Source organism: Streptomyces sp. Ru62 (assembly GCF_002920615.1).
Taxonomy (GTDB): domain Bacteria; phylum Actinomycetota; class Actinomycetes; order Streptomycetales; family Streptomycetaceae; genus Streptomyces.
In genome coordinates this window covers 33,736-46,178 of the sequence record NZ_PQSU01000050.1, presented here as the reverse complement: position 1 = coordinate 46,178, position 12,443 = coordinate 33,736, and the positions used below count along the sequence as shown (strand labels likewise).

Annotated in this window: 12 protein-coding genes; 10 read left to right on the top strand and 2 right to left on the bottom strand. The window is 72.9% G+C overall.

The annotated features are described in order from the left end of the window. A partial coding sequence (locus C3492_RS40605) for an oligopeptide/dipeptide ABC transporter ATP-binding protein (RefSeq protein ID WP_374938428.1) occupies window positions 1-205 on the top strand: 205 nt, incomplete at its 5' end. Continuing rightward, on the top strand, window positions 189-1,256 hold the full coding sequence (locus tag C3492_RS40600) for an ABC transporter ATP-binding protein (RefSeq protein WP_103817611.1): 1,068 nt from the start codon (window positions 189-191) through the stop codon (window positions 1,254-1,256). The genes C3492_RS40605 and C3492_RS40600, both read left to right, overlap by 17 nt. Before the next feature lie 110 nt (window positions 1,257-1,366). Here the strand turns inward: C3492_RS40600 and C3492_RS40595 are convergent, their stop codons facing one another. Beyond that, window positions 1,367-3,499 carry a S9 family peptidase gene (locus C3492_RS40595; RefSeq protein WP_103817610.1) on the bottom strand — a complete coding sequence of 711 codons (2,133 nt, stop codon included), beginning with the start codon at window positions 3,497-3,499 and terminating at the stop codon, window positions 1,367-1,369. 172 nt (window positions 3,500-3,671) lie between these two features. On the opposite strand from C3492_RS40595, the gene C3492_RS40590 reads away from it, so the two are divergent. The 8 genes from C3492_RS40590 to C3492_RS40555 all read left to right on the top strand — a co-directional run bounded on the left by C3492_RS40590 (window position 3,672) and on the right by C3492_RS40555 (window position 11,521). Further along, on the top strand, window positions 3,672-3,866 hold the full coding sequence (locus C3492_RS40590) for a hypothetical protein (RefSeq protein WP_031163587.1): 195 nt from the start codon (window positions 3,672-3,674) through the stop codon (window positions 3,864-3,866). A gap of 48 nt (window positions 3,867-3,914) precedes the next feature. Beyond that, window positions 3,915-4,775: an N-acetyl-1-D-myo-inositol-2-amino-2-deoxy-alpha-D-glucopyranoside deacetylase gene (gene mshB / locus C3492_RS40585; RefSeq protein WP_181140815.1), complete on the top strand. Its 861-nt coding sequence runs from the start codon at window positions 3,915-3,917 to the stop codon at window positions 4,773-4,775. Beyond that, window positions 4,772-5,188 carry a DUF6113 family protein gene (locus C3492_RS40580; RefSeq protein WP_103817608.1) on the top strand — a complete coding sequence of 139 codons (417 nt, stop codon included), beginning with the start codon at window positions 4,772-4,774 and terminating at the stop codon, window positions 5,186-5,188. The genes mshB and C3492_RS40580 overlap by 4 nt, the downstream gene beginning before the upstream one ends. A gap of 193 nt (window positions 5,189-5,381) precedes the next feature. Further along, window positions 5,382-7,904, top strand: coding sequence for a hypothetical protein (locus tag C3492_RS40575; RefSeq protein ID WP_103817607.1), 2,523 nt, complete (start codon window positions 5,382-5,384; stop codon window positions 7,902-7,904). Window positions 7,905-8,044: 140 nt separating this feature from the next. Next, window positions 8,045-8,974: an ABC transporter ATP-binding protein gene (locus C3492_RS40570; protein ID WP_181140814.1), complete on the top strand. Its 930-nt coding sequence runs from the start codon at window positions 8,045-8,047 to the stop codon at window positions 8,972-8,974. Then, the gene (locus C3492_RS40565) at window positions 8,971-9,711 is read left to right on the top strand and encodes an ABC transporter permease (RefSeq protein WP_103817605.1); all 741 of its coding nucleotides are present in this window, start codon (window positions 8,971-8,973) and stop codon (window positions 9,709-9,711) included. Before C3492_RS40570 ends, C3492_RS40565 begins: the two co-directional genes overlap by 4 nt. A gap of 5 nt (window positions 9,712-9,716) precedes the next feature. Then, the gene (locus tag C3492_RS40560) at window positions 9,717-10,910 is read left to right on the top strand and encodes a sensor histidine kinase (RefSeq protein ID WP_103817615.1); all 1,194 of its coding nucleotides are present in this window, start codon (window positions 9,717-9,719) and stop codon (window positions 10,908-10,910) included. Next, window positions 10,907-11,521, top strand: coding sequence for a response regulator transcription factor (locus C3492_RS40555; RefSeq protein WP_030649794.1), 615 nt, complete (start codon window positions 10,907-10,909; stop codon window positions 11,519-11,521). The genes C3492_RS40560 and C3492_RS40555 overlap by 4 nt, the downstream gene beginning before the upstream one ends. A 9-nt stretch (window positions 11,522-11,530) precedes the next feature. On the opposite strand, the gene C3492_RS40550 is transcribed toward C3492_RS40555, so the two are convergent. After that, window positions 11,531-12,397: a transglutaminase-like domain-containing protein gene (locus C3492_RS40550; RefSeq protein ID WP_103817604.1), complete on the bottom strand. Its 867-nt coding sequence runs from the start codon at window positions 12,395-12,397 to the stop codon at window positions 11,531-11,533. Between the last annotated feature and the right edge of the window lie 46 nt (window positions 12,398-12,443).

The following is a 12,443-nucleotide window of genomic DNA, read 5'->3' as shown; positions in this document are numbered from 1 at the left end:
GGACCACAAAGGCCACCAGCTCTACGCCATCAAGGGCCTGCCACCGAACCTGACGCACATCCCACCCGGCTGCTCCTTCCACCCCCGCTGCCCCCTGGCCCGGGACATCTGCCACACCGACGAACCCCCGCTGTACCAGGTCTCCGACACACGGGGCAGCGCCTGCCACTTCTGGAGGGAGTGCCTCGATGACCTCGGACACTGAGCCGCTCCTCGAAGTCAGCGGCCTGGTCAAGCACTACCCCCTCACCCGGGGCATCCTGTTCAAGAAGCAGACCGGCGCGGTCAAGGCCGTCGACGGCGTCGACTTCACCCTCGCCCAGGGCGAAACCCTCGGCATCGTCGGCGAATCGGGCTGCGGCAAGTCCACCGTCGCCAAACTCCTGTGCGGCCTCGAACAACCCACCGCCGGCACCATCACGTTCAAGGGCGAGGACATCACCCGCCTGTCCGGCAAGGCCCTCAAGGCCGTGCGCCGCAACATCCAGATGGTGTTCCAGGACCCCTACACCTCCCTCAACCCCCGCATGACCGTCGGCGACATCATCGGCGAGCCCTACGACATCCACCCCGAAGCAGCCCCCAAGACCGACCGCCGCCGCAGAGTCCAGGAACTCCTCGACGTCGTCGGCCTCAACCCCGAGTACGTCAACCGCTACCCCCACCAGTTCTCCGGCGGCCAACGCCAACGCATCGGCATCGCCCGCGCCCTGGCACTACGCCCCGAGATCATCGTCGCCGACGAACCCGTCTCCGCCCTCGACGTCTCCGTCCAGGCCCAGGTCATCAACCTCCTCGCCCGCCTCCAGGCGGAGTTCGACCTCTCCTACCTCTTCATCGCCCACGACCTGTCCATCGTCCGCCACATCTCCGACCGCATCGCCGTCATGTATCTGGGCCGCATCGTCGAGACCGGCCGCGACACCCAGATCTACGACCACCCCACCCACCCCTACACCCAGGCCCTGCTCTCCGCCGTCCCCGTACCCGACCCCGACGCCCGCGAACACCGCGAACGCATCATCCTCACCGGCGACGTACCCTCCCCCACCAACATCCCCAGCGGCTGCCGCTTCCGCACCCGCTGCTGGAAAGCACAAGCACGCTGCGCCGTGGAGGTCCCCGCGCTCGCCGTGCCGGCCGCCTTCCGTGACGCGGCCGGCCCCGCCGCGCACCCCTCGGCCTGCCACTTCGCGGAGGAAAAACAAGTGGTACCGCCGGAGGAGTCCCGGCTGAACGGCAACGGGCCGGGGTGACATGGCGCACCCCGGCCCGTTCACGGCACCCGCACGGCCGTACGCTGATCAGCCTCCCGTGTCCGTATATCGGTACCGCTTCGGTGAAGTTGCCTGCGTGTTAACGCAGTTCAGGCCTGCCCGCCCGGCTCGGGGAGGGAGCGTCGGAGGAAGTCCAGCTGGAGCAGGAGCAGGTTCTCCGCGACCGTCTCCTGCGGGGTCATGTGGGTCACTCCGGACAGGGGCAGCACCTCGTGCGGGCGGCCGGCGGCCAGCAGTGCGGAGGAGAGGCGCAGCGAGTGCGCGACGACCACGTTGTCGTCCGCCAGCCCGTGGATGACCAGCATCGGGCGGTGCGGCTCGGCCGGGTCGACCAAGCCCGCGTCGTCGATCACCGAGTTGCGCCGGTAGACCTCCGGCTGCTCGCCCGGGTCGCCGAGATAGCGTTCCTGGTAGTGGGTGTCGTACAGCCTGAGGTCGGTGACCGGCGCGCCGACCACCGCCGCGTGGAAGACGTCCGGGCGGCGCAGCACCGCCAGCGCCGCCAGATAGCCGCCGAAGGACCAGCCCCGGATGGCCACCCGGGTGAGGTCCAGCGGGTACCGCTCGGCGAGCGCGTGCAGCGCGTCGACCTGGTCCTGGAGGACGACCGCCGCCACGTCGTCCCGGATCGACTTCTCCCAGGCGGGCGAGCGGCCCGGGGTGCCCCGGCCGTCGGCGACGACCACCGCGAAGCCCTGGTCGGCGAACCACTGGGAGGTGAGGTGGGCGTTGTGGGCGGCGGCCACGCGCTGGCCGTGCGGACCGCCGTAGGGGTCCAGGAGGACCGGCAGGGGAGTGTCATCGGGGTAGTCCCGTGGCATAAGCACGGCGCACGGAATTCGGCGTGCGCCCCCTTGGGTGAGGGTGACCCGGGGGGACAAACTGGGATCTTCGGCGTACGACCGGACAGTGGCCGTCGGTTTTCCGTCACACAGCACCTCGACCCGGGCGCCCGGCCGGTCCAGCGCGGCCGACACGAGGACGGTCACGTTCCCGGAGCGCACCGCCGAGTGCACACCGGGTTCCCGCGACAGGCGCTCCACACCCAGTTCGTTCACCCGGTACACGTGGACTTCGCCGATTTCCGGTGCCTCGGCCTCCGGACCGGAAGAGGCGGAAACCAGTACGTCGTCCGCACCCACGTCCAGAACGGCGCGCAGGTGCAACTGACCGCTGGTCAAGGGACGTTCGCCGACCGCCAGCACCCGTGCGCCGCCCTCGTCAGCGATACGGACGAGCTGCCCGGAGGGGTTCCAGCAGGGCACACCAGCGAACAGTTCCAGCCAAGTTGGATCTTCATCGGCGTGCACCATCCGCGTGGCCCCGGAATCCGGTTCCACCGCCAGGTAGAGCTGGCTGCGCTGATCCCGCGCCTGTACCAGCAGCAGCGGCGCACCCGCCTCTGACCAGTGCACACGTGCCAGATACGGATAGCGCGCGCGGTCCCAGACCACCTCCGTGCGCGTCCCGTCCAGCCCGCACACGAACAGGCGGACGTCCGCGTTGGGGGTGCCCGCGGCCGGGTACCGGATGCCGACCGGCTCACGTTCCGGGTGGGCCGGATCGGAGATCCACCACCGCCGTACCGGCGTGTCGTCCACGCGTGCCACCAGCAGCCGGTCCGACCCCGGCGCCCACCAGAAGCCCCGCGAACGTGCCATCTCCTCCGCCGCGATGAACTCCGCGAGGCCGTAGGAGACGTCCGCCGACTCCGGCTCGGCCAGCGCCCGGTCGTCGCCGCCCTCGGCGTCCACCACCCGCAGCGCGCCCCCGGCGACGTACGCGATGTGCCGGCCGTCGGGGGACGGACGCGGGTCGATCACCGGCCCGGGGACGGGGAGTTCACGTGCCGTGCCGGCGCGCAGCTCCGCCGTGAAAAGCCGCCCTGACAAGGCGAAAGATGCCAACTCCACGGCGCTGTCGGTGGCATAGCCGATGATCCCGGCGCCGCCCTCGCGGCTGCGCTCGCGGCGCGCCCGCTCCTCGGCCGAGAGCTCCTCGGCGGCGCCCTGGAGGAGCGTGCGCGGATCGGCCGCCAGCCGCTCCGCACCCCCCGGAAGATCCATGACCCACAGGGAGTTGGCCCGGTCGGTGCCCGAGCCGGAACGCAGGAACGCGACACGCGAACCGTCGGGTGCCACGGTGAACGCACGCGGCGCGCCGAGCGTGAACCGCTGGGTCCGGGCGTGCCGACGGGGGAAGGAGTCAGCCTCGGTCGTCATACCCAGACCATATTGGCCATGCGCCCCCTTGTGCGGCTGTGCGCCGACCGATGCGCGAGTACGGATAGTTATGATCACTACCGCAGAGTGGGTATGAACCCGCTGGCGTCTGCATGGACTTGCTCAACTGATCTGGAACCCGCGTCCCTGGGATCTTTGGAGGTGAGCCGCCGTGGCACTCTCGATTTCGGCGGTGGTGCTGCTGGCGATCATCGTCTTCCTGCTGATCAAGAAGTCAGGGCTGAAGGGCGGCCACGCCGTCATCTGCGTCCTGCTCGGCTTCTACCTCGCCTCCTCGACCGTCGCTCCCACGATCAGCGAGCTGACGACCAACGTCGCGAGCATGATCGGCAGCATCAAGTTCTGACGGCCGGCGTCGCGGGACCGGGCGCGGGGACCTCGTAGGGTGGTGGCCATGACGGAACTGCCCTCCCGGCGTCTTCTCCTGGTGCACGCGCACCCGGACGACGAGTCGATCAACAACGGCGCGACCATGGCCAGGTACGCGGCCGAGGGTGCCCACGTCACCCTGGTCACCTGCACCCTGGGGGAGCGGGGCGAGGTCATCCCGCCCGAGCTGCGGCATCTGACGGGCGCCGCGCTGGGCGCGCACCGGCGCGGCGAGCTGGCCGCGGCCGTGTCCGCGCTCGGCGTCACGGACGCCCGGCTGCTCGGCGGCGCCGGGCGGTACGGCGACTCCGGGATGATGGGCCTCGCCGACAACGACGACCCGGGCTGCTTCTGGCAGGCCGACGTCGACGAGGCCGCAGGGAGGCTGGCCGAGGTGATCCTGGAGGTCCGTCCCCAGGTCCTCGTGACGTACGACGACGACGGCGGCTACGGCCACCCGGACCACGTCCAGGCGCACCGCGTCGCCATGCGCGCGGTCGACCTCGCGGCCGAGCGCGGCCACCGGATCGCCAAGGTGTACTGGAGCCGCGTCCCGCGCTCCGTCGCCGACGCCGCCTTCGCCCGCCTCCAGGACGAGCTGCCCGCACTGCCGTTCGACAAGGGTGCCACCGTGGACGACGTGCCCGGCGTGGTGGCCGACGAGCGGATCACCACCACGATCGACGGCACCGCGTACGCCGCCGCCAAGGCCGCCGCCATGCGCGCGCACGCCACCCAGATCCACGTCGCCGAGCCGTACTTCGCGCTCTCCAACGAACTCGCCCAGCCGCTGTTCACCACCGAGTACTACGAGTTGGTGCGCGGGCCCGGACAGCGCGGGGAGACCGACCTCTTCGCCGGTCTCGACCTCGGGGAGACGTCATGAGCGACGGCGGGAACGGCTCCCTGCTCGCCCAGCCGCTGCGCCCGCCCTCCGCGGGACGGGCCGCCGCCCTCGTCGGGCTGTTCCTGCTCGGCGCCGTCACCGGCCTCGCCGGGGCCCTGCTCCAGGCCGCCTGGTTCCCCGGCGGGCTGCTGCTCGCCCTCGCGGGCGCCGCCGGCCTCTTCCTCGGCGGCGCGTACGCCACCGGGGGCCGGGGCGGGGCGGTCGCGCCGGCGGCGGGCTGGGTGGTCGCGGTCATCCTGCTCACCACCACGCGCCCGGAGGGCGACTACCTCTTCGGCGCGGGCGGCAGCTCCTATCTGTACCTGCTCGGCGGCATGGCCCTCGCTGTGATCTGCGCCACCGTCGGCGCGGGGCGGCAACCGCGCGGCGGCTCCGCCCGACTTGGCAAGTGACGTACCACTTCGCCGTACCGCGCGCGTGCGAGTCCGGTGTGGGTTTCCTCGGCGGTCATGGGATACGCGCCAGAAGTGGCCAGTATGGTGGTGCGCGCCGCCGAGCCTCCCCCAAGTTCTCGACTGCGCTCGAACAGGGGGTACCCCCAGCTGAGGTCGAAACGGGCGGTGGAGCCAACCGGGAGAACCTGCCTTGAGTCGTGAAACTGACACTCCGTCCTCCGGGCCCAACGGGCGCGGCGGAGCCGCATACCCCTCCGGCACGCCGCCGTACGGGACCCCCATGGCTTCCGACGACGGTACGGGCGCGGGCCGTTCGGGCACGCGACCGGAGGAGAAGAAGACCGAGACCACGCTGACGACCCGGATCCGGATCAACATCCCCGGGTCCCGGCCCATCCCGCCGGTCGTCGTGCGCAAGCCCGTCGGGGACGGCGAGGGCGCCGAGGAGGCGCCGGCCGCCGAGCCGCCGCCCGTGGCCGAACGGCCGTCCGCCAGCGCCGCCGAGGCCCCGGCCGAGCCCGCCGCCCAGGCGGAGGAGAAGACCAGCGACTGGTTCGCGCCCCGCAAGTCCGGCGCGCCCAAGGGCGGTCCGGGCGGCGGGGGCACGAACGGCGCCGGAACGTCCGGTGGTTCCGCCGCCACCGCCTCCTCCGGCGGGTCGGGCACCCGTTCGAGTGGTCCTGGGGCTTCCGGTGCGGCCGGTACCACCGGCGCACGCCCCGGCGGCGGCCGTCCCGGTGGTGTGGTCGGCTCCATGAGCGTGCCGGGCGGTCCCCGCCCCGGCGGTACGAACGGCAAGGGCCTGCCCGGCGCCACCGGTGGCCCGGTCGCCCCGGGTCACGGCGGCGGCACCGGCTCCTTCGACGTGACCGAGGCGCTGACCGCGGGCCCCCTCGGCGGCGGCTCCCGCCCCGGCTCCACCGGCTCCGACGAGCCCCGCCGCGACGACCTGCCGTACTTCTCGGAGAACGGCGGCCAGGACGACTTCGGCACGGGCCCGGCGGGCACCGGCGGCCGGGACGGCTATGGTGCCGGTGCGGCGGGGGCGGCCGGGCACGACGGCTTCGGCGGCGGTGCCGCGGGCGTCGGCGGCCACGACGGCTTCGGCGGTGCCGCGGGCGGTGCCCGTGGCAACGGCGGTCCCGGCGGCGCCAGCGGCTTCGACGGACCCGGTGGCCATGGCGGCCCCGGCGGTCCGCAGGGCGGGCCGGCCGGTCCCACCAGCGGTCCGGTGACCGGTGACGGCACCCTCGTCCCGCCGGCCGCCGGTGGCGTCGGCATGGGGCCGGGCGAGCCCTTCGACGGCCCGGCCGGCGCCGGATTCGGCGGCCACGGCACCTCGCCCGCGCGCAGCGCCCTCACCGACATCGCCGATCTCGACGCGCCCGGTGCCGCGGGTGGTCCGGGCGGTCCCGGCGGCTTCAACGGACCCGGCGGTGCCGGCCGGCCCGGCGGTCCCGGTGCCCCCGGCGGTCCGAGTGCTCCGGGAGTCACCCCCGGCGGTCCGGCGGGCCGTGTCCCCGGTGGCGGGCTCAGCGACGACACGGCGATCCTCACCCCGCAGAAGCCGGCCCCCGAGCCGGGCACGCCCGGATACCGCTCCCCGTCCGCCGACAACGTCTCCGGACACACCGTCACCAGCGGCATCCCGGTCGTCCCGAACGCCGGGAAGCCCCCGTTCGGCACCCAGCCCGGCGGTCCGGCGGCACCCGCGGCGCCCAAGCCGGAGCCGGCCGCCGCGCCCAAGGCGGCGGGCAAGCCGAAGAAGAAGGGCCGCAGCAAGCTGATGCTGCTGGTCGTCGGCGTGTTCGTCGTGGCGGGCGGTGCCTACGGCGCCGGACTGCTGATGAACCACACCGACGTGCCCAAGGGCACCACCGTGCTCGGTGTCGACATCGGCGGCGGCACCCGCGACGACGCCGTCAAGAAGCTGGACGACGCCTTCGGCAGCCGGGTGAACAAGCCGCTGAAGCTGGCCGTGGGCGGCAAGACGGTCACCCTCACGCCGGAGAACGCCGGTCTCCAGTTCGACTACCAGGCCACGGTGAGCGGGGCCGCGAAGAGCGACTACAACCCGGTCCACGTCGTCGGCTCCCTCTTCGGGCAGAAGCGCGTGGTCCAGCCGGTCATGCCGGTGGACGAGGAGAAGCTGCAGGCCGCGCTCCAGCAGGCCGGCGGCGGCTCGGGCTCGGCCACGGACGGCACCATCAAGTTCGAGTCCGGCGGCAAGGCCGTGGCGGTCTACGGCAAGGCGGGCAAGGCCATCGACGCCGGCCGCTCGACCTCGGCGGTCGAGCAGGCGTACCGCACGCTGGTGGAGACGGGCAGCGCGTCCCCGGTCACCGTGCCGACCACCATCAAGCAGCCGACGGTGTCGAACGCCGAGGTGGACCGGGTGATGAAGGACTTCGCGAAGCCCGCGATGTCCGGCATCGTCAAGGTGCAGACCGACGCGGCGCACGTCATCCGGTTCGGTCCGCTGTCGCTGCCGAAGATCCTCGGCTTCAAGGCCGTGGACGGCAAGCTCGTGGACACGTACGACCTCAACGCGCTCAAGGAGGCCTACGGCAGCACCTTCGACGGCGTACAGATCCAGACCGCGACCGGCAAGCGCGGCGTGCTGCCGCAGGACGTGGTCGGCGCGCTGCGCCAGGCCCTGCGGGGCAAGACGGAGGCGGAGCGGGTCGGGGTCATCGACACCAACCCCAGCTAGTCCGGCCGTTTCCAGGGGCGCTCCCGCCGAGGGGGCGCCCCTCGCCGTGTCCGTCACCTGATCCGCGTGACATCTGTCATGCGGCACTCAGGACCCCCGACACTGCCCGCTCCCCGGCCCCCGCCGCCAGCATGGACGGCATGACGACGACAGCGGCACCGGCCACCACCACCCCGGTGGTCGGGTTCGACCAGGTGACCAAGACGTACGGGAGCGTGCGGGCCGTCGACGGCCTCTCGCTCCGCCTGTACCCGGGCGAGACCGTCGCCCTGCTCGGCCCGAACGGGGCCGGCAAGTCCACCACCCTGGACCTGCTCCTCGGGCTCAAGCACGCCGACAGCGGCACGGTGAGCCTGTTCGGCGGCAGCCCGCGCGAGGCGATCACCGCCGGCCGGGTCGGGGCGATGCTGCAGAGCGGCGGCCTGATGGACGGGGTCACCGTGGCCGAACTGGTGAAGCTGGCCTGTTCGCTGCACCCGCGGCCGTACCCGGTCTCCGACGTGCTGGCCCGCGCGGGCATCGCCCAGATCGCCGGCCGCAAGGTCGACAAGCTGTCCGGCGGCCAGGCGCAGCGGGTCCGGTTCGCCCTCGCCACCGCCGGGGACAGCGACCTGATCATCCTGGACGAGCCGACCACCGGTATGGACGTCGCCGCCCGCCAGGCCTTCTGGGCCACCATGCGCGAACAGGCCGACCAGGGCCGTACGGTCCTCTTCGCCACCCACTACCTGGAAGAGGCCGACGCCATCGCGGACCGGGTCCTGGTGCTGCACCGGGGCCGGCTCCTCGCCGACGGCACGGCCGCCGAGATCAAGGCCAGGGCGGGCGCGCGGCGGATCTCCTTCGACCTGGCCGGTGAGATCGACGAGACCGCCCTGCGCGGGCTGCCGTTCCTCACCTCGGTCGACGTCTCGGGCCAGACCGTCCGCATCCAGTCGTCCGACGCCGACGCGACCGTGCACGCCCTGTACGGCCTCGGTGTCTACCCCCGCAACCTCGAAGTCGCCGGGCTCGGTCTGGAGCAGGCCTTCGTCGCCATCACGGAGGCCGAGGAGGCCAAGCAGTCGTGAACGCCCTCATCAAGCTCGAACTGGCCCGCGCCCTGCGGAACAGGAAATTCCTGTTCTTCTCGGTGCTCTACCCGTCGATCATCTACCTGATCTTCTCCAGCAGCGCCGGCGCGAACGAGCGGGTCGACGGCAGCGGCCTGACCGTCGCCACCTACCTGATGGTCTCCATGGCCTCCTTCGGCGCCCTGACCGCCGTCCTGATGGGCAACAGCGAGCGCATCGCCAAGGAACGCGAGAGCGGCTGGGTACGGCAGCTGCGGCTGACCCCGCTGCCCGGCCGCGGCTACGTCCTCGCCAAGACCGCGAGCGCCGCCGTGGTGAGCCTGCCGGCCATCGTCGTCGTGTTCGCCGTCGCCGCCGGCCTCAAGGACGTACGACTGGACGCCTGGCAGTGGCTCGCGCTCACCGGGGTCATCTGGGCCGGCAGCCTCGTCTTCGCCGCGCTCGGCGTCGCCCTCGGCTACCTCGCCTCCGGGGACGCGGTCCGCCCGATCACGATGATCGTCTACTTCGGTCTGTCGATCCTCGGCGGCCTGTGGATGCCGTCCACGACCTTCCCGCAGGTCCTCCAGGACATCGCCAAGTGGCTCCCCACGCACGCGTACGCTGCCCTGGGACGGGCGATCGAGCAGAGCCAGGCGCCCCACGCGGCGGACATCGCCGTCCTCGCCGTCTACTTCGTCCTCTTCGCGGGCGGCGCGGCCTGGCTGTACCGGAAGGACACGCTGAAGGCGTGAGCGCGATGACGGAAGACCCCCTGACCCGCGAGAAGCGGCCGGAACACCAGGTGCGGCTGGGCCAGGGCCCCCGCACCCGGCGGGACGTGCTGGCCAAGGTGCTGTGGATCGGCGTGTGGCTGGTCTTCCTCGGCTCACCGGTCGACGACCTGGTCAGCGGCCACCACACCGCGCGCGCCACCCTCGCCGGTTCCCTCGGCCTGGCCGCGTTCGTCGGGGTCTACCTGGCGCTGGTCTTCCGCAACGTGGGCCGGCCCTTCGCGCCCCGGACCGTCGTCGGCCTCATCGCGGTCCTGGCCGTCCTGGCCCCCGTCCTCGCCTACACCCTCGGCAGCGCCTGGCTCGGCCTCTTCGTCTACCTGTCGGTGGCCTGCGGGGCCACCCTGCCGGTCCGGGCGTCGTACTGGGCGATCCCGGCGACGGCCGCGCTGATGTACCTCGTCGGGCTGCACTCGAACGAGAAGGAGGCCCGTGGTCTGCTGCTCCTCGTCGTCCTCATCGGGTTCGCGATGGCCGGCGTCGGGCAACTGGTGCGCACCACCATCGAGTTGCGCAAGGCGCGGGCCACCGTCGCCCAGCTCGCCGCCAACGAGGAGCGGCTCCGCCTCGCCCGCGACCTGCACGACCTGCTCGGCCACTCGCTGTCGCTGATCACGCTGAAGAGCGAGCTGGCCGGCCGGATGCTGCCCGACCACCCCGACAAGGCCGCCCGCCAGGTCGCCGACATCGAGCAGGTCAGCCGGCAGGCACTGGTCGACGTCCGCGAGGCCGTCACCGGCTACCGGCGGCCCCGGCTCGCCGCCGAACTCGCCGGCGCCCAGGCCGCGCTGACGGCCGCCGGGGTCGTCGCCGAGGTGCCCGCCGAACCCGACCTCGCCGGCGTGCCCGAGGAGGCCGAGTCCGCGCTGGCCTGGGCGTTGCGCGAGGCGGTCACCAACGTGGTCCGGCACAGCGGCGCCGACCGCTGCGCCGTACGGCTGCTGCGCCGTCAGACCCTGGACGGACCGGTGCTGGAACTCTCCGTCGAGGACGACGGGAGCGGGGGCTCCGGGAAGGGGCCCGGCAATGGACTGACCGGGCTGACCGAGCGCCTGGAGAAGGCCGGCGGCACCCTGGAGGCGGGCCGGGTCAGGCACGGTTTCCGGCTCGTCGCCCGCGTGCCCACGGCCGCCGGGGCGGACGTAGGATCCGGGGCATGACGAGCATGATCAAGGTACTCCTCGCCGAGGACCAGTCGATGGTCCGCGAGGCGCTGGCCGCACTGCTCGGACTGGAGGACGACATCGAGGTCGTCGCCCAGGTGGCGCGCGGCGACGAGGTGCTCGCGGCCGTCGGCGCGCACGGCGTGGACGTCGCACTGCTCGACATCGAGATGCCCGGCTGCACCGGCATCGAGGCCGCGGCCCGGGTGCACCGGGAACACCCGCGGGTCAAGCTGGTCGTCCTGACCACCTTCGGGCGCCCCGGCTATCTGCGCAGCGCCATGGAGGCGGGCGCCGACGCCTTCCTCGTCAAGGACGCCCCGGCCGCGCAGCTCGCCGAGGCGATCCGCAAGGTGCTGGCCGGGGAGCGGGTCATCGACCCCACGCTGGCCGCCGCCGCGCTCGCCGAGGGCGCCAACCCGCTCACCGAGCGCGAACGCGAGGTGCTCCGCGCGGCGGCCGACGGCTCCACCAACGCGGAACTCGCCCAGGCACTGCACCTGTCCCAGGGCACCGTCCGCAACTACCTGTCGACCGCCATCCAGAAACTGGCCGCGCGCAACAGGGCGGAGGCGGTACGGATCGCCCGGGACAAGGGGTGGCTCTGAGTAACCACCTCAGTTGAGCTTGGACCTCGCCGTGCGCGCCTCCTGCCGGACCTTGCGGGCCGCCGACTCGTCCACCACCTCGATCAGGTCGGCGTAGTGCTGCAGTTCCTCGGCGCCCGCGACGAACTCGCCGCGCTGCACCAGCAGTTGTCCGCGCTCGTAGCGCAGCCGCGCCGGGTGCGAGGGGATGAGCAGGGCCAGCTCCACCGCCCGCAGCGCGACGTCGGACCGTTCCGGCCGGGCAGCCGCCCACGCCCGCATGTTGTTCAGGATGCGCTGGACGACCTCCAGGGGCGCCGCCGGCTCCAGCATCGAGGGGTCGAGCGGCGTGCCCGTGGCACCCACGACCAGCAGCTCGGCGTCCGTCCCGGTGAGCACCCGGCCACCGTCGAACGGATCGGCCAGCACCTGCTCCGCCGCCGCCCCGAACCCGACCACGAAGTGCCCCGGCAGCGCGACCCCGTACACCGGGGCGCCCGCCCGGCGCGCGACCTCCAGCCACACCACCGACAGCAGGATCGGCAGCCCGCGCCGTCGCCGCAGCACCTCGTGCAGCAGGGAGGACTCCAGCCGCTGGTAGTCGCCCGGCGTCCCGTGGAACCCGTAGCGGGTGCCGAGCAGCCGTCGTACGGCCTCCGCCCAGGCCCGCGGCCCGTCCGGCCGGTACGGCAGCTCGCCCGCCAGCCGGTCCAGCTCCGCCTGCGCGGCGTCGATGCCGGCCTCGTCCAGCGAGCCGTCCGTCTCCGCACCGATCAGCAGACACAGCGCCGACAGGTCCGGCCGCTCGGACCGCGCCTCCTCGGCGAACCGCCGCCGCAGCTCGGCGGAGCGGTCCTCCGGGGGCGGATACGGGGGCGGCAGATACGGATGACTCATGGCAGCCTCATGCCCTTCCACGGGGAGTTCTACGGCCCCCCGAAGC